We start from the raw sequence: 22,451 nt of genomic DNA, 5'->3' as shown, positions 1-22,451 counted from the left end.
CCACAATTCTCGTCGGTGACGGTCCGTCGCGGCGCAGCTGGCGAAGCCGGTTCTCCTCCCGCAGATCCCCGCGACGCAAGCAATTCTCCACCCAGTGGAAGGGTTTCCATGACGTCGACAACAGAGGTCGTCGAGCAACCGCACTGCCTGATCGAACGGCGCGGCGCGGTGCTCGTGGTGACGATGAACCGACCCGAGGTCCGCAACGCCCTGTCCGGGCCGATGCTGGAGATCATGCGGCAGGCCTGGGACGAGGTGGACCGCGACGACCACATCCGGGCGTGCGTGCTGACGGGCGCGGGCGGCGCGTTCTGCGCCGGCGCGGACCTGAAAACTATGACGCAGGCCCACCCCGGCGACACCGCGCGCGGTATGGACATGTCCGTGATCGAGCCCCTGCTCAAAGGCAGCCGGCTCACGAAACCGCTGATCGCGGCGGTGGAAGGGCCCGCCGTGGCGGGCGGCACGGAGATCCTGCAGGCTACCGACATCCGGGTGGCGGGCGAGAGCGCGCGGTTCGGCGTGTCGGAGGCCCGGTGGGGCCTGTACCCGCTGGGCGGCTCGGCGGTCCGGCTGCCGCGCCAGATCCCCTACACCGTTGCGGCCGACATCCTGCTGACCGGCAGGCACATCTTCGCGCCGGAAGCGAAGGACCTCGGCCTGATCGGCCACGTCGTTCCCGACGGTCAAGACCTGGACAAGGCCCTGGAGCTGGCGGATCTGATCGCCGCCAACGGCCCCATCTCGGTGCGGGCGATCCTCCGGACAATGCGGGAAACCGAGGGCATGCCGGAGAACGAAGCGTTCACTGTGGACGCTCGGCTAGGCATGGAAGTTTTCTCCAGCGAGGACGCCAAGGAAGGCCCCCGCGCCTTCGCCGAGAAGCGCAAACCCCGATTCCGAGGACACTGACACCGCGTCAGGACTAGTGAGCGCTTTTGGTCGCTATAGAGGCAGTTTGGGAGTCGTCCCAGCTGACCGAGCTGCGGGCGAGACGGCGAGACGTTCGAGATCCAGGCGGTGTGCGTGGACCGCTTCGGCGTGGACGGCTACCGCGAACAGGCCGAAATCGGCGTGACGGACGCGATCGTGGTCCCGTGGCTGCTCGACGGCCACGGCTTCGACGCAGACCTGGCGACGAAGCAGGCTTCGATCGCGAAGTTCGCGGGGCCAGTGATCGAAAACATTTGTACGGCAAACCAATTCCACGAGCGACCCCACAGCACCACCGCATGGATAACATGCGTTAGCAGAAAATGCGAAGCTGGCGACCCTGCTGGTTAATTTCGCGGTGTTGGGGCTGTTTGGGAAGGTGCGGGCGTGAAGCGAACGGAGCATCCGTTCGTGTCATCTATCGGAGGTGAACAGGCCATTCACCGCACACCAACAGCCCCGGGCTCACATCGGATGAACGCCGGCGAACGGACCGTTCGTGTCGTCTACCGAAGCGAACAGGCCGTTCACCGCACATCGGTCGGCGAGGCAGAACCGGACCACTCCCGCGGTGAAACCAGCCCCCGCCGAATTAGCCAGCAGGGTCCCTGGATCGCCCAAAACCTGGACGTTGACCGCGAGAACTCGAGCCACCCCGCGGCCGCCGATCAGGTGTACCGGACGTGGACTTCCTTAATGCCGTTGAGCCACCCGGAGCGGAGGCGGCGGGGTTCGCCGATCCGCTTGATGTCCGGCATGTGGTCGGCGATCGCGTTGAAGATCAGGTCGATCTCCAGGCGGGCCAGGTTTGCGCCGAGGCAGTAGTGCGCGCCGGTGCCGCCGAAGCCGACGTGCGGATTCGGGTCGCGGGTGATGTCGAAGCGCTCCGGCTCGCCGAAGACCTCCGGGTCGAAGTTCGCGGAGCTGTAGAACATGCCAACCCGCTGGCCCCGCCTGATTTCGAGTCCGCCGAGCTCGACATCCTCCGTCGCGGTGCGCTGGAAGGCCACCACCGGGGTCGCCCACCGGACGATCTCGTCGGCCGTGGTCGCCGGGCGCTGCTCCTTGTAGAGGTCCCATTGCTCCGGGTTGTCGAGGAACGCAAGCATTCCGTGGGTGATGGCGTTGCGGGTGGTCTCGTTGCCCGCCACCGCCAGCAGGATCACGAAGAACCCGAACTCGTCCGCGGTCAGCGCGTTGCCGTCAATGTCGGCCTGGACCAGCTTGGTCACGATGTCGTCCGTCGGGCAGCCGCGGCGCTGCTCGGCCATATTGGTGAAGTAGCCGAGCATCTCAGCGGCGGCGACCTCTGGCTGGATGACGTAGTCCGGGTCGTCGTAGCCGATCATCTGGTTCGACCAGCCGAAGATCTCCTTGCGGTGCTCTTGCGGGAGCCCGAGCAGTTCCGCGATCGCCTGCAGCGGGAGCTCGCGGGCCACGTCGGTGACGAAGTCGCCGCTGCCGCGCTCGCGGGCCCTGGTGGCGATCCGCTGCGCCCGGTCCCGCAGCGCCGATTCCAGGCTGTTAATGGCCCGAGGGGTGAAGCCGCGCTGCACGATCTTGCGCAGCTTGGTGTGCTGCGGCGGGTCGATGTTGAGCATGATGTAGCGCTGCAACTCGATCTGCTCGCGGGTCATGTTCTCGTTGAACCGGATGACGGCGGTGTTCTCCCAGCTGGAGAACACATCGCTGCGCCGGGAGACCTCTTTGACGTCGGCGTGCCGGCTGATCACCCAGTAGCCCCCGTCGTCGAACCCGCTTCGGCGGTCGGGCTGCCGATTCCACCACACCGGCGCGGTGCGGCGCAGCTCGGCGAACTCGGCCAGCGGCAGCCGTTCGGCGAGCAGGTCGGGATCGGTGAAGTCGAAGCCCTCCGGAATGCGCGGTGCGACCACGGCAACCTCCTACAGAGACGCGTTATCCGACCAGTTAAATGGAACGAGATATAAGCGAGAGAGTCACACTTTCAAGATTCAGTATACCCCTATAACTATCGTCGAATCGGCTAAACGCCAACGCGGTTTGATCAGACTTGATTGGTGCGCTTGTATTAGTCAGAAAATGTTTTACTTTCGCCACCGACGTGGTCCTGCCACCCGGCCAGTTCCTCACCCTGCGGATCCTTAGCGACCGCACCGGTTCGGCGGCCCGCAGCTACTCGCTGTCTAGCTCACCGCACGTGGACGACGCCTGGCGGGGTCACGGTTAAACGCGCCCGTTATGGATCAAACTGGTTGTGCGACAAAATAAACGCAAAGTCCACTGTGGATTTTATGCCGCCGGTTGGGGCGTTCGCTCCGCGCTCGCTGGACGACGCCCCCCCGCCGCTAATTAGCCGCAGGCAGCGGGATCACACCGGCCATGTCGATCACGAAGTCCGTGCTGGCCGCCGGGGACGGACGGGTGGTGCTGATCTACGCCAACCAGGAACAGGATTCGGTCATCTTCGCCACCGAACTCCGGGGCCTGGTGGCGCGCCACCCCGATCGGTTCGCGGTCGTGCACTGGCTGGAGTCGGTGCAAAGCCCGCTCTCGGTGCCGGTGTTACGGGAGCTGGTCCGGCCGTTGGCGGACCGGGAGTGCTTCGTGTGCGGCCCGGGCGACTTCACGGACCCCGCCGCGGAGGCACTGATCGCCTTCGACCCCGAACGTGAAGGCTGGCGCACCTTTCGCGTCGACCGCCTGGACCAGCCGCGGGCCACCGGCCGCCGCTTCGACCCGCGACCGCTACCGGCCGAAGGCCTTGCCGAGTACCTGCGCCACTGACGCGCCCTACAAATACGCCGCTGGGGCCACGGCGCAAACCTCTGCGGCAACCGTGCGCGAGCATCTGCACCCGTTGCTGCCGATAAGGGTCACCGCGATCGACGACTGCAGCTGAACCGTCCAGCTCGGCGAGGACACGCTGCCCGCGATCACCCGCCGCATCCTCGATCTCGCCGTCCGGGACACCGACTTCAGCATCGACGCCCCGGACGACCTGTGCGATCACCTGCGATCCCGACTCTGCGGATTGCTCGTCGCTCTACAGGGTTAAGCCGGGGTCGAGCGCTTCCGGGAGAACCGCAACGCCACTGCCCGTGACCACTCCGCGTGCCCGAAATTCCCCCGGGAAACCGACCGCCTGCACCTTTTCTTCGACGCGATCTCGGCCGACGTGAACTCCTAAGGTACGAAGATCGGGGGCGAACCATGAGTGTCGGCGTGTTCCGGGCCACGTCAGCGCGATTCGGCGGCCAGGTCGCCCTCCGATTCAGACCCCCGCACGTCACCAGGATGGACGAATGCCCGCAAGGCGGCTGTCACGCCCCAGTGCCGAGGCAGGGCGGTGGCGGCCGGATCTGCATCAAGTGCGGCGCGTCCTGCTGACACCGCATCGTGGGAAGTCACCCGGACGCGCTGGCTCGCCAGTTTCGCGTGAAACCGGCGGTCCCGTGCGGACGGCCGCGACGTTTTCGCGCGAAACCGCGCCTCACCAATCCGGATCTCAGCGAGGCGAGGAACGCGGTCAACGGACGACCAGTTTCGGCCCGACGACGCCTGTCGAGCCTGGTGGACACGGCGAGCCATTCGCCGTGCCGCAGGTACCGGTGGTGGTTCTGCTCGCAGTAGGTCGCCACCACCGACGTGTAGCCCGCGTCGTCGAGCACGGCCATCATCGCGTACAGCGGTTCACCGGGGTCGCGCTGCGGGCTCGGGCCGCCCGTGGTCCACACCTGCACCATCGCCGGGCGCGCGACGAGCCCGCCGTGGACCGATGCGCCGCGTCAGATTACGAGGTTTAAACCGCGATTTCGTCCCCGATCGCCTCCACCTATTTGTGGATCAGCGGGAGGTTGACCGGATCGCGCGCGGCTCGCGGGATGCTGAGGCCGTTCTGCTCGACTATGGTTGGGTTTCACGTCGCAGCACATCGGCGGCCAGTTCTCGCGCCGATTGCTGCACTTTCCCGAAGGCGAACTCCATCCGACCCGCCTCACCTCAACATCACCAGGCATTGAAACTGGTTCTAGCAGTACCGGCGGGTTCGCCGCAACGCAAGCAGCCGGACCTTGGATGACAACGATGACGGCGGCACTTCGGCCCGGCGAACGGCAACAGGTTCTACCGGAACTGATCAGTTCAGCAGGTAGTATTCCGGCGGCACCGAACCGGACCAGACGGAGGACACACGTGACGCAGGGATCGGCCACCGACCGCGAGCACCCCCCGATCCCGGCGAATCTGCGCGAACTCGCCGAGCAGGCCACCGGGTTCATGCCGCCCGAGGAAGGACAGGCGCTCCACGAGGCCGCGCTGGAGCACCTCGGCACCGGCCTCGCGGTCGAGATCGGCACCTACTGCGGCAAGTCCGCCATCTACCTCGGCGCGGCGGCCCGAAGCACCGGCGGCCGAATCGTCACCGTCGACCACCACCGGGGCTCCGAAGAGCACCAGCCCGGCTGGGAGTACCACGACCCGAACCTGGTCGACCCGGCCGTCGGGAAGCTGGACACGCTGGGCGAATTCCGGCGGACGATCGCGCGGGCCGGACTGGAGGACGAGGTGACCGCGATCGTCGGCCGCTCCGGCGCGGTCGCGGAGTTCTGGCGAACCCCGCTGTCGCTGCTGTTCATCGACGGCGGCCACACCGACGCGGCGGCCAACACCGACTACGAGGGCTGGGCACACTGGGTAGCGCCGGGAGGTGCCCTGATAATCCACGACGTCTTCCCGGACCCCAACGACGGAGGCCAGGCGCCGTACCGCATCTATCGCCGAGCCCTGGCAACGGGAGCGTTCCGCGAAACCCGAGTCGCCGGCTCCCTCCGAGTCCTCCAACGCACCACCGGAACCCCGGGCGCCCTCCCCTGAAATCCCGCAATTCAATGGAAATCAGAGGCATGCGCTCCATCGAGTGTTCCCCTGAGATTCCGCTACCCGCACCGCAACGCAAGAAGAGGTCCGAAACGCTCAATGGAAATTGCGGACGGACGGGATCGGCACGCGATCGCTCAGGTGCGAGGGACGTGCTCGAGTTCGCAGCAGGGGACGTTCTCGACCGGCAGGCCCGTCGGGAGCTTCTCACCTCGGAAGATGCCATTGCCCGGCGTCGCGCGGGACAGCGCATCCGCAGCTAGAACCACCGCGGCGCCGGTCCAGGTGGAGCGCTCCTCCGGCCAGCGCTTGCCGTCGGCGTAGACCAGGCCCGTCCAGTACGAGCCGTCCGGGTCGCGCAGGTGCTGCATCGCCGCGAGCAACTCGCGGGCGCGGTCGTGCTCGTCCAGCGCATCGAGGCTCAGCACCAGTTCACAAGTCTCCGCGCCGGTGACCCACGGGTGGTCGTCGACGCAGCGCACCCCCAGCCCGTCGACCACGAAGTCCGACCAGCGGGCGGACAGCCGCTGCCGCGCAACCTCGCCGCGCAGTGCACCGCCGAGGATCGGGTAGTACCAGTCCATCGAGTACCGGTGCTTCGGCGTGAACGCCTCGGGGTGGCGGCGCAACGCGTGCCCGAGCCGGCCCAGCGCCACCTCCCAGCCCGGCTGCGGCTCGTCCAGGTAGTCCGCCAGCGCGAGCGCGCAGCGCAGGCTGTGGTGGATGCTGGAACATCCTGACAGCAGTGCCTCACCGGTCGGGATGCCGTACTCGCCCACCGCCCAGTCGATCTCGCCCCGCTCCCGCTGCGCGGTTAGCACGAAGTCGATCGCCGCCCGCACCACCGGCCACATCCGCTCCGCGAACGCATCGTCGCCGCTGATCAGCAGGTAGTGCCACACGCCGACGGCTGGGTACGCGCAGAAGTTGGTGTCTGCGCTGGCGTCCTCGATCCGTCCGTCGCGCACCTGCAAGGGCCAGGACCCGTCCGCGCGCTGGGTTGCGCGCAGCCACTCGTAGGCGCACTCGGCCTCGGGGAGCAGTCCTGTCGCGGCCATCGCCATCGCCGACTCGACGTGATCCCACGGGTCCACATGCCCGCCCGGAAACCACGGCACCGCACCCGATTCCAGCTGCGTCGCCGCGATGGCCTTGCCGGTCTGGACGGCCGCCTCGGCGGACAGCACGCCCGGGACCTCAAGCCCCGGCACGGGCCGCTCCCGGCTTGCCCAGGTAGACCGCGATGCTCTTGCCCATCACCGGGTCCAGCACGCGCTCGGCGGTTCGGGTGATCCAGGGACCCTTCATCAGGTCCCACACCAGCATCTGGTGATAGGCCTTGGGCAGCGGGTGGTCGTCGTTGCCGGTGCCCACCAAGCACTTGAGCCACCAGTACGGCGAGTGCAGGGCGTGGGCGTAGTGGTGGAAGGCCGGGCGCAGGCCCGCGTCGCGGAGCTTGCCGATCAGCTCGTCGGCGGTGTAGATCCGCACGTGGCCGCCCTCAACCTGGTGGTACTCGTCCGACAGCGCCCAGCAGATCTTCTCCGGCCACCAGCGCGGCACCGTCACCACGACCCGGCCGCCGGGCTTGACGACGCGCACCATCTCGCGCATCGCCTTCTCGTCCTCGGGGATGTGCTCCATGATCTCCGAGGCGATTACGCAGTCGAAGTGCTCGTCCGGGAACGGCAGCGCGAGCGCGTCACCGGAAACGGTCTGCGCGGCGGCGCCGTCGGGCACCTGATTCTCGGCGTTCATCGCGGCGAACATCGCCGCCACGTTCTCCAGCTCCGCGACGTCCTGGTCGAAGGCGATCACGTCCGCCCCGCGCCGATAGAGCTCGAAGGCGTGCCGCCCCGCGCCGCAGCCCAGGTCCAGCACCCGCTGGCCCGGTCGCACGCCGAGCTTGTCGAAGTCCACCGTCAGCAAGTTGCTCCTTCCACGGCGCGCGCCCTCCGCGCGATCGCCTCGGCGTAGCAGTCGACCGTCGCCGCTGCCACCGATTTCCAGCTGTACTTCGCCAAAACCCGCGCCCGGCCCGACGCGCCGAGCCGCTGTCGCCGATCGGCCGAGTCGAGCAGTCCGGCCAGCGCCGCCGCCAGCGCTTCGGCATCGCCCGGCGGAACCAGGTCGGCGCATTCGCCGTCCGGCCCGGCCACCTCCGGGATCGCTCCGGCCCGGCTGGCCACCAGCGGCGTCGCGCAGGCCATCACCTCGACGGTGGGCAGCGAGAACCCCTCGTACAGCGACGGCACACAGGCCACCTCGGCGGAGCCGAGCAGCTCGGCCAGCGCTGCATCGCTGAGGCCGTTGACGGTGCGCACCACGTCGCCGATGGCCAGTTCCTCGATGCGGTGCTCGGTCGGGCCGCCGGGGGTCGGCTTCGCGACCAGCACCAGCTCAACGGTGCGTTCGGTGCGAAGCTTCGCGACCGCCTCCAGCAGCGTGCCGATGCCCTTCATCGGGGTGTCCGCGCTGGCCATCGCCACTATGCGGCCCGGCACACGGGGAGCGGTCGCCGGCTTGAACACCTCGGCGTCCACGCCCAGCGGCACCACCCGCAGCTGCTGCGCGCCAACGCCGAAATCGCGGCGGATGTCGAGGGCCGACGACTCCGAGACGGTCAACAGCTGCGGGATGCGGCGGGCCACCCGGCCCTGCATCCTGGTGAAGCCGTACCAGCGGCGCACGCCTAATCGCCGCCAGCCGGTGGCGCCGGCCAGGTCCACCCGGCGGTCGTGCGTGATGGGATGGTGCACCGTCGCCACCAGCGGAATCCCGGCGCGCTGCAGGGACAGCAGCCCGTAGCCTAGGCACTGGTTGTCGTGCACCACATCGAACTCGTGGGACCGGGCGCGCAGCAGCTTCGCCGCGCGCAGGCTGAAGGTCAGCGGCTCCGGGAAACCGGCGGTCCACATGGTGCCAACCTCCAGCAGGTCGACGGCGTCACGCAGTTCCCGCCAGCCCGGGGTGCGGAACGGGTCCGCTTCGTCGTAGAGGTCGAGGCTGTCCACCGCAGTCAGGTCGACCCCGCGATCCAACTCCGGATACGGCTTGCCGGAGAACACCTCGACGTGGTGTCCCAGTTCGGCCAGCCCCCGGCTGAGGTGCCGGACGTAGACGCCCTGCCCGCCGCAGTGCGGCTTGCTCCGGTACGACAGCAACGCGATCCGCACGGCTCACCTCATACAGCCCGCGCCCGGCGGGCTGGGTAGACTGGAACATGTTTCGATCGAACCACGTCGATCACCTTAACCCGTCAGGGTGCAGCGGCGACGAGCCGCATGGTGACCAACACGCGGTTTTCGACCAACGAGTCTTCGAGGGGACCGACGCTGCATGGCAAGCACCTCGCGGAATGTGCTGCAAGCGCTCCGGGACGACGAGACCGGTTCCACGGCCCAGCACGAACGCCGCAAACGAATCATCGACGCGACAATCGCCCTGGCCACCAAGGGCGGCTACGACGCGGTCCAGATGCGCACCGTGGCGGAGAAGGCCGACGTGGCGCTGGGGACGCTGTACCGGTATTTCCCGTCCAAGATCCACCTGTTGGTAACCGGCCTGGCCCGGGAATTCGAACGGGCCCAGGACAAGATGGACCGCGCCAAGATCCCCGGCGAAACGCCTTACGAGCGGGTCATGTTCGTGCTCCACCGCACCACGCGGACGCTGCAGCGCAATCCGCAGCTGACCGAGGCGATGACCCGCGCGTTCATGTTCGCCGACACCTCGGCGGCCGCCGAGGTGGACACCGTCGCGGCGCTGGTGGAGCGGTTGTTCACCAACGCCATGACCCAGGACGAGCCCACCGACGAGGAGAAGGCGATCGCGCGCGTGATCGGCGACGTGTGGCTGTCCAACCTGGTCGCCTGGGTAACGCGCCGGGCGTCGGCCTCCGATGTCTCCAACCACTTGGAGCTCACCGTCCGCCTCCTGCTGGCATGACCCGGCAATCGTGAGTCTTTTAGGTTGCTGCACCAGAAAACCACGACCGGCTCACGGCATCCGCAGGCTCAAACCTCGCGCAGAACCGCGTACTCCAGTACTCCCTCCGACGCGGATGACGTCAGGATTGCGTGGGTGACAAGGACATCCAGGTGCGCGTTGGTCTCGCCGACCGCGAGGACCCGGCTGAACAGGTCGAGGTCGAGCAGCTTGCGGTTGCGGCGGGTCCAGCCGAGCTTCAGCGCCGCGTCGTACGCTGTGCCCGCACCGTCGCGGACCACTTCGGCCGTCAGCTCCAGCCTTTTCTCGTGGTGCTGGAGCAGCTCCGCGACTCGGGTATGCGAACTCCCGTCCACCGGGCCGTGCGCGGGCAGCAGCCGCATATCCGGGTAGGACCGCGTCAGCCGCAGCGAATTCAGGTAGTCACGCAGCGGGAGTTCGTGCCGCGCGGGCTCGACGCCGATGGACGGCGGGATGTGTGGCAGGACGTGGTCGCCGGAGAACATCAGCGAAGACGCGGAATCCAGGAACACGACGTGGCCCCGGGTGTGCCCCGGCGTCGGCACGGCGAGCAGGGTTCGGGACGCCAGCGGGATCTCGACCTTGCCTTCCAGCCACTCGTCCGGGAGTTTGTAGCGGCTGTCACGGATTCCCTTGGCGCATCGGGCAGCGTGGCCACAGCGACCCTGCTGGCTAATTCCGTCGCCCCGATGGCCGGCGGTGGCTGGTCAGCGCGAATTCCTCGACGTCGTAACGGGAAATTCCCCATTTCTCGGCCATCAGCTCGGTGCCCCGGAACTGCGTCACCTCTACATCACCGTAGCGATCCTCCAGCTCGCGGAGCCGGAGTTCGGGCCGTAGGCGACCGGAAATTCTAGTTCCGCCGAACCCAGCAGCGCGCTGCCAGTCGGTATGACGCTCATGTTCTGCGCGCCACCGTCGATCACCAGGTCGGCTGTGCCGCTTAGCACGGCTTGTGCAGCGAAATGCACCGCCTGCTGGGAAGAACCGCGCTGCCGGTCGATCGTCACGCCGGCACGTGCTCCGGGAACCGGCCGCCAGCCACCCGGTGTGCCCGATGTTCCCGCCTGCGCGCCGACCGCGTCGACGCATCCCACACGACGTCGTCGACCGCCGGCGGGTCGATCGCGGCCCGCGCCACCACGCTGCGGCAGCACGTGCGCGGAAAGGTCTGCCGGATGGATCCCGCTGAGCCCGCCGCCGCGTTTGCCCACCGGTCCCGCACCGCGTCGATGATTTACGCCTGCGCCACGGCCGCCCCTTCGTTGCAGACACTGCCGACGAATCCGGGACGGGCACCGGCCGGACGGGACCGCTCCACTGAACCTCAGCGGCAGCCGGAAGCTAACCGAGCAAGCAACTGTTTGGTAAGTAGTGGGCGGGGCGCACGTCGTTCGCGTCTGTCGAAGTTGACTTCGCTTCGAGCGGCGAAGCCGATCAGCCTGTGAAGCTTGCACCGCAGCGGGACGAGTCCGCCCGGCAGTTCTTCAGGGTTTGCGGCCCACTGCTCCTGCGATGCAGTGTTGCACCGGGTAGAGCGGGTTGAGCCGCGGGCCGGTTGGCCACCAGTCCGCGCATAGCACCAGGCCGGGGTCGACGAGTTCTAAGCCCTGCAACATCGACTCGATCTCGGCGCGGGTGCGGAACACTCCGGTGCCCATCGGGCTGTGCAGGAACGCGTGCTCCATCCGCCGGGCGAGTTCGCAGAGCTCCTCGGCTTCCGGGTCGAGGAAGTGACTGATGGCCACATAGGACCCGGATGGCAGCGCGTCGATGTACTCCCGCATGATGTCGACGGGTGGGCGCTCGCCGTCGTAGTGGTGCAGCGTGCCCAGCTGGAACAACGCGATCGGCTCGGAGAAGTCCAAGTGTCGACCGACCACCTCGTCCTGGAGGATCCGCGCCGGTTCGAAGATGTCCGCCGGGCTGAAGTGGGTCTTCAAGTTCTCCTCCAGCAGCGCGCGGCCGTGGGCGAGGACGACTGGGTCGTTGTCCACGTAGACCACCCGCGACTCGGGCTTGATCCGCTGCACCACCTGGTGGGTGTTTTCCGCGGTGGGCAGGCCGGATCCGCAGTCCAGGTACTGGGTGACACTGGTTTCCGCGGCGATGAACCGGCTGACCCTGATCAGGAATTGGCGGTTGTCCCACGCCAGCCGGGCAGCCTCGGGCGTGACCTCCTGGACGCGCCGGAAGACTTCCCGGTCAACCTCGTAGTTGTCCTTCCCACCGAGGAACGCGTCGTAGACGCGAGCGATGCTCGCCTTGTTCGTATCTATGTGGATGGGGGTTTCGTCGTCGGACTCGGAGAGGTCGGCGGCCATGGATCCTCGCTACGGCGTGGGTGTCGGGTGCTCGGGGATTGCATAGCGTACGAGCTTCGTCGCTGTGAGTAAACGCTTGGCGTGCTATCAACGTGAGCACCGCAAGTCGATCTTGATCCGAACGGGTGGACCTGTCGGTGCGGCTGTTTCCGCCGTCGTGGTGCGAGAATCGGACGGCGGTAGATCAGGAGGTGCGACGATGGCTCAGGACGAGGATCCGGGACCCGCCGGCGGCGACGCGGCCGGGCCGGACGGCAGTCCGACGGCACGGCGCATCATCCTCGGCGCGCAGCTGCGGCGGCTCCGGGAGGCCGCGGAAATCTTGCCCGCCGAGGCGGCCTACGCCATCCGCGGCTCGGAGTCCAAGATCAGCCGGATGGAGCTCGGCAAGGTCGGCTTCAAGGAACGCGACGTCGCGGACCTGCTCACGATGTACGGCGTGACGGACGCGGCCGAGCGGGCCCGTTTTCTCGAGCTGGTCTCCGAATCCAAGCAACCCGGCTGGTGGAACCGGTACTCGGACGCGATGCCGCACTGGTTCCAGGACTACGTCGGGCTCGAAGGCGTGGCCGCGCGGATCCAGACCTACGAGCTGCAGTTCGTGCCGGGCCTACTGCAGACCACGGACTACTCGTTGGCCATCGCCAGTTCGGGGCATCCGAAGCTGGTCGACGACGAAACACGGCACCGGGTCTCGCTGCGCATGAAGCGGCAGAAGCTGCTCGCGCGGCCGGACGCGCCCAGGCTGTGGGCGGTCATCGACGAGTCCGTGCTGCACCGGCCGATCGGCGGCGCCGCCGTGCTCCGCGCGCAGATCGACCACCTGCTGGAGATGACCAAGCTGCCGAACATCGCGCTGCAGGTGGTGCCGTTCGCGCTCAGCGGGTACGCGGCGGAGGGTTCGTTCACCATGCTCCGCTTCGCCGAACCCGAATTGCCGGACGTGGTGTACCTGGAGCACCTGAGCGGGGCGCTGTACCTGGACAAGCCGGAAGAGATCGAGCGATACGGCCGCACACTCGATCGGCTGACGGTGGACGCCAGGACTCCCGAGCAGACCCGCCAGTTGCTGCTGAAATCCCGCGCAACCCTCTGAATCTAGATCGTTCGGGCTACTCACAGTGATCGCGCGTGTGCGCAGCGCTGTGGTACCTTCCTGCGCAATGGCGTATGCAATTGCATGCGGTCGACCGAGGGAGATCTGATGAGTGGTCAGTTCGAGGTCCCGGTTGCCGCGCTTGGTGCCGTGACCTGGCGAAAGTCGCGCCACAGCGGAAAATGGGGCAACTGCATCGAGATCGCGACCCTGGCCGACGGAACCGTCGCGCTGCGCCAATCGCGCCAACCGCGAGGAACCGCGCTGATCTACACCCGAGCCGAGTTGGCCGCGTTCCTGCGCGGCGTCAAGGACGGTGAGTTCGATGACCTCGCAAGCTGAGGACCACTATGACTCCTGCGCCCGCCTGCGCGAACTGGTGGCACGCGGATTCCGGTTGATGCCGCCGGTACGGGACACCAACGGCGAACTGATGGCACTGGTCTACGTGCGATCGCACGGCGACATCGTCGACGTGGTCGAGCTCCGCGGCGAGGACGACGTGCGCGCCGCGCGAGTCTCCCGCGACCACCACCTGCGGGCCGACAACTCGTACTGGCGAACGGCCGGCTCGGCGTGCGAGGTCCTGGACCAGGTCCTCGCCCTCCCGGAACAACTGATCACGGTCCGAGCCTGACGCTGCCGTCAGCCTCCCAGCTCGGCCAGGAGTTGCGTTGCCTGGTGGGCGAAGGACGGGTCTTCGGTGCGCGCCGCCCGGTCGAGGAGTTCGCGCGCCTGCTGGACTTCGCCGCGCCGGTAGCGGATCTCACCGACCCGGAAGGCCGCCTCGGCGACGAGTTCCGCGTCATCGGTGTTCGCCAGCGTGTACTCGTAGAACTGGACCGCCTCGGCGTATTCCTCAAGCCAGTAGTGCAATTCCGCGAGGTGAGCGGCGGCGAGCGCGGCCTTCGGGTGCCCGAGGTCCATCAGCGTCAGGAACCACGGCTTCGCCTCGTCGAGGTTGCGGCGGCGCTTGGCGATCATCCCGAGGTTCATCGCGGCCTTCGCGGACAGCTCCGGATCGTCGGAGTCCCACGCCCGCAAGCTCCACTCGCGAGCTTCCGCGTCGTCCTCGGCGTGGTAGGCAATCGACGCAAGCTCCAGCCGCGCCTGCCCCGCGTACCGGTTTTCCGGGGCGGATTCGATCAGCCGCAGGTAGGTCTGCCAAGCCTGGTCGAGTTCGCCGTCCTGGCGCAGGGATTGCGCCAGCGCGTACGTGGCAATCGGCGAGAACCGGTCGTCGTCGCTGCCCGCCGCTTCGCGGAACGCCTCGATCGCCCCCGCGGTGTCGCCCTCGTCTCGGCGCTTGAGCCCGAGCATCGCCTTCATCGCGGGGGTCAGGACGCCGTCCGGGGTCTGCGTGAGTTCCTCGGCGGCGGCCGGGTCGTCGTCCTTCAGCAGCTCGACCATGCGGTATTTCGCGACCTCAGCGCGGTATTCGTCGCCGATGGCCAGCACCCGCTCGTAGGCCTGCCGCGCGCCGGCCAGCTCGCCTCGCTTGTGCAGCACCTCGCCCAGAGCCAGCACGGCTTCCGGCGCCGGCTCAGGGGCACCTATCTCCACCGCGCACCGCAGGTAGATCAGCGCGGCGTCGTTGTCCTCGGCCTCGATGAACTCGGTGGCGGTCTCGTAGGCCCACTCCGCGACGTGGGCTTTTGGGACCACTTCTTCCAATCTGCACAGGGTATTCGCGGCACCGAGGTGGTCGCCGGCGGCACGCTGCCCGTCGAGCACCACCCGCACGTTGTTCAGGGCGTCTTCGCCCAGGTCGTCGTCCGAGGCGTAGGACGCGGTCTTGACGAAAGCCGCTACCGCCCCGGCCAAATCGTCCTCTTCGTACCGGATCAGGCCGAGCCCGAACTCGCCGCGCGCCGCGATGCCGGGCTCGTCGCACCGGCTGACCCGTTCGAACTCGATCCGCGCCGCGTCCCGATCGCCCTGCGCCAGCAGCAGTTCGCCGAGCCGTCCCCGCGCGGCGTCGGAATGTCCTGGCACCCCGAGTTCCGCGGCCTGGCCGAACCAGTGGATGGCCTCGGCCGGGTCGTCGGCGCGTTCCCCGAGTAGTCCCATCCCGATGCTCGCCGTGCTCGGATCGGTCGATTTCGTCGACCGGCGCAGCAGTTCCAGCGCCTCGTCGGCGGTCTCGCCGATCTGCACGATGCGGTGGCGCAGTGCGGCGCCGAACTGCTCAGGCGATTCGGCTGATTCCTCGGCCCGGTCCCAGATCACCTGCGCCTCCACAACGTCGCCGGCGATGTGGTGGAGCTGTCCGAGCAGCAGGCCCGCGTCCACGGCAGCGACGCCGGAACCTGCGGAGATGGCGTGCCGGCAAGCGGATTTCGCGCCCTCCCGGTCGTTGAGCCGGGACAGCAGCTGGGCCAGAAGCACGCCTGCCAACGCGTTGGTCTCCGGCTCGTCCGCGGAGCTCGCGCGGCGGTACCAGGCCAGCGCCAGCGCGTTCTCCCGCTGCCGCTCGGCGAGCTCGCCGAGCGCGATCTGGGCCTTCGGGACCAGCGCCGGATGCCCGTGATCGGCGACCATCCGGAAGAACTCCCGGGCCTGCGAAGCGTCGTCCCTCGTTGCCCGGCCGAAAACGAGCCCGAGCTCGGAGCAGACCTGCAGGTCATCTCCGCAAGCCCCGCCCAGGATCGGTGCCGCAGCCGCCGGTCCGGTCCACGCCGCGCACCAGAAGTCGGTGACGCGAGCCGAGCCGTAGTGCTCGCCGATCGCCGCCCGAGCGCCTTCGGTGTCGCCTTCCCGCATCAACCGGAATCCCCGTTGCTCGGCGGTTTCGGCGCCCATCTGCTGGTACATGTACCGCGTGACGTCCGGTTCGTCGAACTCCAGCACCCGCTCGTAGGCCGCTCTCGCCGCCGCTGCGTCCCCGGTGTCGCGCAACATGTTGCCCAGTTCCAATGCGGCGGTGGCCCGCGCACCTGGCACGCCCGAGGCGATCACGCGCTCGATGGCGCACCGCGCGGCCTCGGTTTCGCCTTGCTTGGCAATCAGAACCGCGATGCTGGCGGTGGCGCGGGTGGCCTCGACCCGGCCCCCGACCGACTCCGCGCGGCGGAACGCTTGGATGGCACCGTCGAGGTCACCCAGCTCCGCGCGGAGGTTGCCCAGCTTGAGCGCGGCATCAGCTGCGTTGCCGGTTTCTCCACCGGCCACCTCGGCCAGCAGCGCCTCGGCCCGGTCCAGTTCTCCCCTGCACTGCAACAGATCCGCGAGGCTGCGCTTCGCCACCGCCGCTTCGTCAGCGTCACTGCTCAGCGCCGCGTGCTCCCACGCTTCCGCGGCTGCGTCGGTGTCGCCGCGTTCGTTGCGCAGTTGTCCGAGGAAGAGCCAGCCCTGCTGCACGTGTTCCGGATGCCCGGCCTCTACGACCAGCTGCAACGTCCACTCGGTGAACTCGACCGCGCCCCGGCTCTGGTACCGGCGCGCCAGGTTGAGGCAGAGCTGCGTGGCCGTGTAGTGCGGTTGTTCGTCCTCTGCCAGCGCGAGGAAACCTGCCCGCGCCAGCTTTAGTTCGTGCCTTATGGCGTGCATGCCGAACGCGGCGACTGAGGCGGCGGCGGAGGTGGAGTCGGCTGCCTGGGTGAACAGCGCCAGCGCCGCCTCCAGGTCGTCGGCCTCGACGAGTTCCTCGCCGAGCAGGAAAGTCGCGCGCGGCCCGAACTCGGGGTGGCCGCTCGCGGCGGTCCGGCGGTAGAGGCCCAGAAGCTCGTCGTGCCGGCCCCAGGTGCGGTACATCAGCGCGAGCTTGCCGAACACGTCGCCGAGCACCGTGCGGTGCCCGGTCGCCGCCGCGGACTCGTACGCCGCGATGGCGCCTTCGAAATCTCCCTGGTCCAGCAGCAGCTCCCCGAGTTGGGCCGCCGCCCAGGGTCGCAGCGCGGGGTGCCCCTCGCCGGTGACCCGCTGGAGCAGCTCTAGCCCGTCCCCGTGCCGCTGCTCCCGGGCCAGCCAACCGGCCAGCAGGTGCCCCGCCTTCGTCCATACCAGCCGGTTCGGCGATTCGACCAGCCCGGTAAGCATTTCCACCGCGGTCGGCACGTCGGTGGTCATCAGGTGCTCGGCCTTGACCACCGACGCCAGGTCGCGGACCTCCGGCGGAGCGCCGGCGATGAGCTCATCGAGCATGGTCTCGTCGTCGTTCTCCAACCGGAACAGCGCTTGCAGCACAGGCTGCGCGGCGGACTCGTCGAGCAGCGCGTGGCGGAACGCGCCGTCCTGCGCCAGCGAACCCTCCTCGGACATCGCGGCCCACCGCAGCGCCTGCCGGGCACGGTCCAGGTTGCCCGCGGTCGCCTCCACCAGGCCGAGCGAGTTGGCCGCCATCACGGACCAGATTCGCACGTCCATCTCGATGACCTGCTTGTACGCGGCGCGTGCGGTGTCGATGTCGCCGGCCGCGGCCGCCTCCCGGGCGCGCTGCGCGAGTTGCATCGCGTCGTCGCTGGCCGGGTCCTGCTGCGCGTCAACGACGTCCATCGTGGACAGTGCGAGCTCGGCTTGGTGCGCGACGTTCGGATCTTCGGCGTCGGCGGCCTTCCGGAACGCCTCGGCAGCGGCCACCTGGTCACCGTGCTCGTAAAGCAGCACACCCATGTTGTAGGCGGCCAGCGGCGCTTTCTCGGCGTGCCCGGAATCGGCCACCTTGCCGAAGGTCTCGACGGCTCCGGCGATGTCACCCTCATCGCGCTGCAATTCCGCCAGCACGCCGAGCGCCTCGATCGAGTAGCGCGGGTGACGGGTGTTGATCACCCGTTGGTAGGTTTCTCGGGCCTGGTCCGCCTGGCCGAGTTCGCGCAGCTGCATCCCCAGGTGGATCAGCGCGTGCAACCGGACCTCTGGGCGCGGATCGTCGGCGGCGCGGCGGAACGCGTCGGCCGCGCCGACCGGATCGTCGAGGTCTTCCAGCACGCCGCCGAGCAGCACGTAACCCCAGCCGAGGTGTTCGGGGTGGCGATAGGCAATGATCCGCTCGGCCATCTGCCGCGCCTTCGCGGAATCATCGACGTGCAGCGTGTGGAGCTTCGCCGCGCTCAGCGAGCCGTAGTTCGGGTGCCCGCTGTCCAGCAGCCGCAGCAGGATCGGCTCCGCGTCGTGGCCCCTACCCTGGTCCAGCAGCAGGCACGCCTGCTCGTAGGCGACCTGGAGGTATTCCTCGGCGGACCGCTCGCCCGGGCCCGGCAGGTCCAGGTCCCTGGCGAGCTCGGCCACGGCGAGATCGTTGCAGTTCAGTGCCCGGTCGCGGGCCTCGCGCGCACCCGCTGCGTCGCCGAGCATGTGCAGCACCTGCGCCAGCAACGCGTCCGCGCGCCCGGCCGTATGCGGGTCGGCGCCATCGGCGGCAAAGCGCAGCACCGCCTGGGCGGCGATCAGGTCGTCGGCGTCGAACAACAGCGGGCCCAGCGAGATCGCGGCCAGCTGGGCGTAGATCGGGTGCCCGGAGTCGATCGCCCGCTGGTACATCGCGCGGGCCCCGGCGGCGTCGTCGCGCTCGTCCAGCAGCGCGCCGAGCAGACAGGTCGCGTGCACGGCGCTGTCGAAGTCGCCGTCGGCGAGCACGGTGCGCAACTCCCGCTCGGCGTCGGCATGATCACCATTTATCCGCAACTGCCGGGCCTGAGTGACCCGCTGTTCCCAGAGCGACATGCCGTGCCTCCGATCAGGTGATCATCGATCGCGGCGAGGATATCGGTCCGCCACCCACAGTTCCGGTGAATCCCCTGTATCGGAGGCACGACGAAGATCACCCGTCCCGGCGGCAACCGCGGAGCGGATCGAACGCCACCACTTTCACCGGACCTCGACTCGGGAGTCCGAAGTGGACTTCACCTCCGGCGCACAGAAATGGGAGCGGGCCGCCCGCGATCTGCGGACGGCCCGCTCCCGTCGAAATTCCGGCACGAACCGGAAGTCAGCTGGCGAGCTGCTTGAGCCGCTCGAAGCCTTCCTGGTACTGGTTCAAGTCGGTGTTGCCGCCGATGCCGGCGACGCTGCCCTGGTCGGTGTACTGCCAGAAGTCCCAGTCGTTGAAGCCGTTGGGCACCGCCGGACTGTCCACGCCGTAGGACGCCAGCCACAGCGCGTGGCCACCGAAGGTGTCGGTGCCGCCCATGCACTGCCGCCAGAACGACGGGTTGGCGTAGATGATCGGGTCCTTGCCCGTGCGCTCCTTGACCTTGTCATTGAAGGTCTTGGTCCACAGGTGCATGTCCGCGACGGACAGGCCGTAGCAGCCGCCGCTGTTCGGGTCCACCTCCAGGTCCAGAACCGGGGGCAAGGTCTTGCCGTCGGCCTGGTAGTCGGAGATGTTCAGGAACCGCTCGGCCTGCACCTCGGCGGAGGACGAGCCCGGCCGCGCGAAGTGGTAGGCGCCCGCGATCAGGCCGGCGTTCTTGGCGCCGTGGTACTGCTCGCTGTAGCGGGGGTTGGTGAAGCCGGTGCCGTCGGTGGCCAGCACGAAGGTGAATTTCTTGCCAGCGGCCGCGACCCGGCTCCAGTCGATGTCGCCGTTGTGGTTGGACACGTCGATGCCCTCGACCGGCGGGCCCAGCGGGGCCAGCGGAACGGGCTGCGCCTGGGGCGCGGGGGCCTCCTGCGGGATCGGCTGCTCGGCCTGCGCCGGGACCTGCTGCGGCGGGACCGGCTGCGCCTGCGGCGGGGCCTGCTGCGCCTGGATCGGGGCTTCCATCGCGGCGTCATCGACCTTGGTCTCGTCCGAGCCAACCACGGCGCTGCCGATCACTAGGCCCACCACGCCGACGGCGGCGATGGCGGCACCCGCCTGCATGGACCGCGTGCGCGGAGCCCGCCGAACGGACTCGGGGAGCTTCTCCACGTGCGGCGCAACCCTCTCCCGGAGACGCCGCACCGCGGGTGCTTCCTGAATCCGCTGCAGCAGCGGTGCCAGCCACTGCAGGACGCGCTGGAGCAGCGGCGCGAGCCACTCGCCGACGCGGTGCGCCGCCGGCCGCACGCGATCCACTGCCGTGCGCAGGGCCTGGTCGGCACGCAGCGCAGCGGAACGCAACCCGCGGTCAGTCGCCTCGTTTCGGGCCGAGGCTCGATCGCTGTTTTCAGGGGATCTTGTTTGGTCGGAGGATTCGGGGTTCACGAGCCCCAGACTCCAGTACGGAGCGTGTACTTGCATCGCGGTTTGTACGTACGCGAGTACCTGGTTTAGCCCAATCAGGCTACGCTGGCCGATTGATCCGTCACGATTAGTGACACCAAATCGACTGGTGACAGGATCCTAGCGGCCCATGTCACAGGCCCCGCAACGCAGGTCCACCCAGTCAGCGCCGGACAGCAAAACCTCAGGTCAGTGGCGGTGAGCGGATAGATGCGCCACGGCAAACTGCCATGGCACCCGACAACACTTACGACACTGGCCAGGCAAAACGCCCATATCGACTAGATCCGGTATGGGCTCCGGTAGCCGTAGCTGGCCGCCTGCTTCGCCCGCAGCTCACACAGCTCCGCCATCAGCTCACGAGCCTCGACGACCTCCGGCGTCTTACCTGGCGCCAACGCGAGCAGGTCGACCACGTGCAACGCCTGCCGCACCTCCCCGCGTCGCGCGGCTCTCGGCTGGCCAGCACCGCGACCTTGTCCGTGATCGCATCCGCGATCGCCGCCGCCGGATGTCGGGGTGGGTCGGGTGCAGCGTGGTCGGGTTGAAAGTCCCGCCAGCCGGTCTCGGACCACACGATGTCGCGGACCACGAACTCGCGGTGCCAATAAGTCTCGGCCATCCACGGCTGCTCGAACAGCTCGGCCGGGTAGGCGAGGTCGTGTAGGACCTACTAGGCGGCGGTCATGCCCTTATTGGGGACGACCGGCGAATCAAGCGACATGCTCGGTCCCCTCGAACTCAGGGCCACAGCGTCGTGAGAGATTTGGGTTGCTGCTGAACACGTACTCGGCGGCGCTAAGCCCCAATTCCCGCATGCTCGGCCCGGCGGCCAGCCCGAGCACCGCCTTGTCGCCGAAATTGATCAGCATCGGGCTGACGACCATCGCGACGACGAGCCAGGCCCGCAGGTTCGGGGGTCGCACCTGGCGTCCGACGCCGGCCAACTCGGTTGTCCGGGAACCTCTGATCGACTCGCCTTCCCGCGGCGGCGGGCTCCACGGCGAGGCCGCACCGACCCGCAGAGGAAAGCGCGCGGATAAGGTTTCTTCAATCCTCTTCCGCCAGACAGATATTCCCCCGACCACACTCACTTCGTCTTCGAAGCGCACGCCCTGAACGAAAATTTCAGGGCTTCTCTGACCCCAGCCCGGACCCAACCGCTCGTGAGCGCGAGCATCCCCTCGCCCAGTACGCCCACGCCGCTGCCGAACTCCTCGGCTAGCCGGGTGCGCGAGATCCAGTATCCGGGGGACAGCGAGACCACCAGGTCGAGCCCCTTGAGCACGCCGTCCCGGGCCAGCAGGTCCAGCGCCGCCCGCTCGAGGAGCACAAGGTCTGCTCGCTGTCCATCGCGGCCCGGCCGGCGTCCGCGACTTAGCCATCCGCGTACCGTACTCAACAGCCGCGCAGGCCCGGATCTCCACCGCAGGCACGGTTTTCGAGGGCTCGCAGCAGCCGGCGGGCCCACGCGCAAGCACGGGCCCGCCGATGCGACCAGCAAGGGTCACACCACGATGTGGTCCCCGTGGCCGCCGATGCCGCCGCCACCGAATCCATTACCACCGATGCCGGGCCCGCCAGGACCACCGTGACCACCATGACCACCGGTCCCGCCGTTGCCGCCGTCACCACCGGTGCCGCCGCCCTGGCCACCACCGGTGCCGCCGCCGTCACCGCCGCCACCGCCGTTGATGACGATCGGGTTCCAGCCGCCACCCCACGGGAATGCCGACATGACCGTGCGCGCGGGCAGGAACTCCACACGCTGGTCGCCGAGCTCCGCGGAGCTCAATGGTTCGCCGTTGTCGAACACTTGATCCTCCCTCGTTCGAATGGGCCCGGATGCCGCGCGGAGATCGATGCCCAGCAAGGTCAAACCCCAGATCCCCATTCCAACGCCCCAGATTCGTTGGCATCAGCACGGAGGGTAAGAGCATCCGCGATCCAGCGCAGCCCGAAAACCTTCGACGCGGAGAGTCGCAAACGCGCAAACCGCCGACCAACGCAGATCCACTCGGATGCGAACTGCGCCAACGCACACCGGGAAGGCGGACGAGATCAATTCAGATCGACATCGCCCCCGTTCCACGAACGGAATGAGGTCGAAACATTGTTCGCGACCTCC

The 22,451-nt window shown here is 68.2% G+C and carries 22 protein-coding genes and 1 pseudogene; 8 read left to right on the top strand and 15 right to left on the bottom strand.

Annotated features, from left to right (window positions below):
* Nucleotides 1-108: 108 nt before the first annotated feature.
* Both ACWDKQ_RS10270 and ACWDKQ_RS10265 read left to right on the top strand, forming a co-directional pair.
* Nucleotides 109-912, top strand: a complete 804-nt coding sequence (locus ACWDKQ_RS10270; protein ID WP_450138436.1) for a crotonase/enoyl-CoA hydratase family protein — start codon at nucleotides 109-111, stop codon at nucleotides 910-912.
* Nucleotides 913-1,026: 114 nt separating this feature from the next.
* Nucleotides 1,027-1,284, top strand: a complete 258-nt coding sequence (locus ACWDKQ_RS10265) for a hypothetical protein (protein WP_450138435.1) — start codon at nucleotides 1,027-1,029, stop codon at nucleotides 1,282-1,284.
* A 317-nt stretch (nucleotides 1,285-1,601) separates the two neighbouring features.
* On the opposite strand, the gene ACWDKQ_RS10260 is transcribed toward ACWDKQ_RS10265, so the two are convergent.
* Nucleotides 1,602-2,828 (bottom strand): cytochrome P450, encoded by a 1,227-nt coding sequence (locus ACWDKQ_RS10260; RefSeq protein WP_450138434.1) that lies wholly within the window; start codon nucleotides 2,826-2,828, stop codon nucleotides 1,602-1,604.
* A 466-nt stretch (nucleotides 2,829-3,294) separates the two neighbouring features.
* On the opposite strand from ACWDKQ_RS10260, the gene ACWDKQ_RS10255 reads away from it, so the two are divergent.
* Nucleotides 3,295-3,699: a hypothetical protein gene (locus tag ACWDKQ_RS10255; RefSeq protein ID WP_450138433.1), complete on the top strand. Its 405-nt coding sequence runs from the start codon at nucleotides 3,295-3,297 to the stop codon at nucleotides 3,697-3,699.
* 620 nt (nucleotides 3,700-4,319) lie between these two features.
* Here ACWDKQ_RS10255 and ACWDKQ_RS10250 read toward each other — a convergent pair.
* The gene (locus ACWDKQ_RS10250) at nucleotides 4,320-4,649 is read right to left on the bottom strand and encodes a hypothetical protein (RefSeq protein WP_450138432.1); all 330 of its coding nucleotides are present in this window, start codon (nucleotides 4,647-4,649) and stop codon (nucleotides 4,320-4,322) included.
* A 457-nt stretch (nucleotides 4,650-5,106) separates the two neighbouring features.
* Here ACWDKQ_RS10250 and ACWDKQ_RS10245 point away from each other — a divergent pair, with 457 nt between their 5' ends.
* Entirely contained in the window at nucleotides 5,107-5,787 is a 681-nt protein-coding gene (locus tag ACWDKQ_RS10245) for a class I SAM-dependent methyltransferase (protein WP_450138431.1), read from the top strand.
* A gap of 140 nt (nucleotides 5,788-5,927) precedes the next feature.
* On the opposite strand, the gene ACWDKQ_RS10240 is transcribed toward ACWDKQ_RS10245, so the two are convergent.
* The 3 genes from ACWDKQ_RS10240 to ACWDKQ_RS10230 are packed head-to-tail and all read right to left on the bottom strand — an operon-like array spanning nucleotide 5,928 to nucleotide 8,966.
* Nucleotides 5,928-7,001, bottom strand: a complete 1,074-nt coding sequence (locus ACWDKQ_RS10240; protein ID WP_450138430.1) for a prenyltransferase — start codon at nucleotides 6,999-7,001, stop codon at nucleotides 5,928-5,930.
* On the bottom strand, nucleotides 6,988-7,710 hold the full coding sequence (locus tag ACWDKQ_RS10235; protein ID WP_450138468.1) for a methyltransferase domain-containing protein: 723 nt from the start codon (nucleotides 7,708-7,710) through the stop codon (nucleotides 6,988-6,990). Before ACWDKQ_RS10235 ends, ACWDKQ_RS10240 begins: the two co-directional genes overlap by 14 nt.
* A gap of 2 nt (nucleotides 7,711-7,712) precedes the next feature.
* Nucleotides 7,713-8,966 carry a glycosyltransferase family 4 protein gene (locus tag ACWDKQ_RS10230; RefSeq protein ID WP_450138429.1) on the bottom strand — a complete coding sequence of 418 codons (1,254 nt, stop codon included), beginning with the start codon at nucleotides 8,964-8,966 and terminating at the stop codon, nucleotides 7,713-7,715.
* Nucleotides 8,967-9,129: 163 nt separating this feature from the next.
* Between ACWDKQ_RS10230 and kstR the strand changes: the two genes are divergently transcribed.
* Entirely contained in the window at nucleotides 9,130-9,738 is a 609-nt protein-coding gene (gene kstR, locus ACWDKQ_RS10225) for a cholesterol catabolism transcriptional regulator KstR (RefSeq protein WP_450138428.1), read from the top strand.
* 68 nt (nucleotides 9,739-9,806) lie between these two features.
* Here kstR and ACWDKQ_RS10220 read toward each other — a convergent pair whose 3' ends face one another.
* The 3 genes from ACWDKQ_RS10220 to ACWDKQ_RS10210 all read right to left on the bottom strand — a co-directional run bounded on the left by ACWDKQ_RS10220 (nucleotide 9,807) and on the right by ACWDKQ_RS10210 (nucleotide 12,083).
* Nucleotides 9,807-10,328: an MBL fold metallo-hydrolase gene (locus ACWDKQ_RS10220; protein ID WP_450138467.1), complete on the bottom strand. Its 522-nt coding sequence runs from the start codon at nucleotides 10,326-10,328 to the stop codon at nucleotides 9,807-9,809.
* A gap of 219 nt (nucleotides 10,329-10,547) precedes the next feature.
* Nucleotides 10,548-10,973, bottom strand: a complete 426-nt coding sequence (locus ACWDKQ_RS10215) for a thiolase family protein (protein ID WP_450138427.1) — start codon at nucleotides 10,971-10,973, stop codon at nucleotides 10,548-10,550.
* A 273-nt stretch (nucleotides 10,974-11,246) separates the two neighbouring features.
* Entirely contained in the window at nucleotides 11,247-12,083 is an 837-nt protein-coding gene (locus tag ACWDKQ_RS10210; protein ID WP_450138426.1) for an SAM-dependent methyltransferase, read from the bottom strand.
* Nucleotides 12,084-12,282: 199 nt separating this feature from the next.
* On the opposite strand from ACWDKQ_RS10210, the gene ACWDKQ_RS10205 reads away from it, so the two are divergent.
* From ACWDKQ_RS10205 to ACWDKQ_RS10195, 3 genes are all read left to right on the top strand, one after another.
* Nucleotides 12,283-13,179, top strand: coding sequence for a helix-turn-helix domain-containing protein (locus tag ACWDKQ_RS10205; RefSeq protein ID WP_450138425.1), 897 nt, complete (start codon nucleotides 12,283-12,285; stop codon nucleotides 13,177-13,179).
* A 108-nt stretch (nucleotides 13,180-13,287) separates the two neighbouring features.
* Nucleotides 13,288-13,521: a DUF397 domain-containing protein gene (locus ACWDKQ_RS10200; RefSeq protein ID WP_450138424.1), complete on the top strand. Its 234-nt coding sequence runs from the start codon at nucleotides 13,288-13,290 to the stop codon at nucleotides 13,519-13,521.
* Entirely contained in the window at nucleotides 13,505-13,816 is a 312-nt protein-coding gene (locus ACWDKQ_RS10195) for a hypothetical protein (RefSeq protein ID WP_450138423.1), read from the top strand. Before ACWDKQ_RS10200 ends, ACWDKQ_RS10195 begins: the two co-directional genes overlap by 17 nt.
* Before the next feature lie 8 nt (nucleotides 13,817-13,824).
* On the opposite strand, the gene ACWDKQ_RS10190 is transcribed toward ACWDKQ_RS10195, so the two are convergent.
* The 7 genes and pseudogenes from ACWDKQ_RS10190 to ACWDKQ_RS10160 form a co-directional block, all read right to left on the bottom strand.
* Complete coding sequence (locus ACWDKQ_RS10190) at nucleotides 13,825-18,840, bottom strand: tetratricopeptide repeat protein (protein WP_450138422.1); 5,016 nt, start codon at nucleotides 18,838-18,840, stop codon at nucleotides 13,825-13,827.
* A 265-nt stretch (nucleotides 18,841-19,105) separates the two neighbouring features.
* Nucleotides 19,106-20,221: a lysozyme gene (locus ACWDKQ_RS10185; protein ID WP_450138421.1), complete on the bottom strand. Its 1,116-nt coding sequence runs from the start codon at nucleotides 20,219-20,221 to the stop codon at nucleotides 19,106-19,108.
* A gap of 383 nt (nucleotides 20,222-20,604) precedes the next feature.
* Nucleotides 20,605-20,757, bottom strand: coding sequence for a hypothetical protein (locus ACWDKQ_RS10180; RefSeq protein ID WP_450138469.1), 153 nt, complete (start codon nucleotides 20,755-20,757; stop codon nucleotides 20,605-20,607).
* Between the two features lie 83 nt (nucleotides 20,758-20,840).
* A pseudogene (locus ACWDKQ_RS10175) lies at nucleotides 20,841-20,945 on the bottom strand (hypothetical protein); the annotation flags it as partial.
* A gap of 91 nt (nucleotides 20,946-21,036) precedes the next feature.
* On the bottom strand, nucleotides 21,037-21,435 hold the full coding sequence (locus ACWDKQ_RS10170) for a hypothetical protein (RefSeq protein WP_450138420.1): 399 nt from the start codon (nucleotides 21,433-21,435) through the stop codon (nucleotides 21,037-21,039).
* Nucleotides 21,414-21,656, bottom strand: a complete 243-nt coding sequence (locus ACWDKQ_RS10165; RefSeq protein WP_450138419.1) for a hypothetical protein — start codon at nucleotides 21,654-21,656, stop codon at nucleotides 21,414-21,416. Before ACWDKQ_RS10165 ends, ACWDKQ_RS10170 begins: the two co-directional genes overlap by 22 nt.
* Before the next feature lie 174 nt (nucleotides 21,657-21,830).
* Nucleotides 21,831-22,139, bottom strand: coding sequence for a hypothetical protein (locus tag ACWDKQ_RS10160; RefSeq protein ID WP_450138418.1), 309 nt, complete (start codon nucleotides 22,137-22,139; stop codon nucleotides 21,831-21,833).
* Nucleotides 22,140-22,451 lie beyond the last annotated feature (312 nt).

Source organism: Saccharopolyspora sp. NPDC000995 (assembly GCF_053599315.1).
Note: the sequence above shows the minus strand (reverse complement) of the source record. Positions and strands in the feature narration are given on the sequence as shown.

What these genes read in the sequence shown, in the direction of transcription:
- ACWDKQ_RS10270 (WP_450138436.1), top strand. Translation starts at nt 109, where the DNA reads ATGACGTCGACAACAGAGGTCGTCGAGCAACCGCACTGCCTGATCGAA.
- ACWDKQ_RS10255 (WP_450138433.1), top strand. Translation starts at nt 3,295, where the DNA reads ATGTCGATCACGAAGTCCGTGCTGGCCGCCGGGGACGGACGGGTGGTG.
- kstR (WP_450138428.1), top strand. Translation starts at nt 9,130, where the DNA reads ATGGCAAGCACCTCGCGGAATGTGCTGCAAGCGCTCCGGGACGACGAG.
- ACWDKQ_RS10210 (WP_450138426.1), bottom strand. Translation starts at nt 12,083, where the DNA reads ATGGCCGCCGACCTCTCCGAGTCCGACGACGAAACCCCCATCCACATA.
- ACWDKQ_RS10205 (WP_450138425.1), top strand. Translation starts at nt 12,283, where the DNA reads ATGGCTCAGGACGAGGATCCGGGACCCGCCGGCGGCGACGCGGCCGGG.
- ACWDKQ_RS10200 (WP_450138424.1), top strand. Translation starts at nt 13,288, where the DNA reads ATGAGTGGTCAGTTCGAGGTCCCGGTTGCCGCGCTTGGTGCCGTGACC.
- ACWDKQ_RS10195 (WP_450138423.1), top strand. Translation starts at nt 13,505, where the DNA reads ATGACCTCGCAAGCTGAGGACCACTATGACTCCTGCGCCCGCCTGCGC.
- ACWDKQ_RS10190 (WP_450138422.1), bottom strand. Translation starts at nt 18,840, where the DNA reads ATGTCGCTCTGGGAACAGCGGGTCACTCAGGCCCGGCAGTTGCGGATA.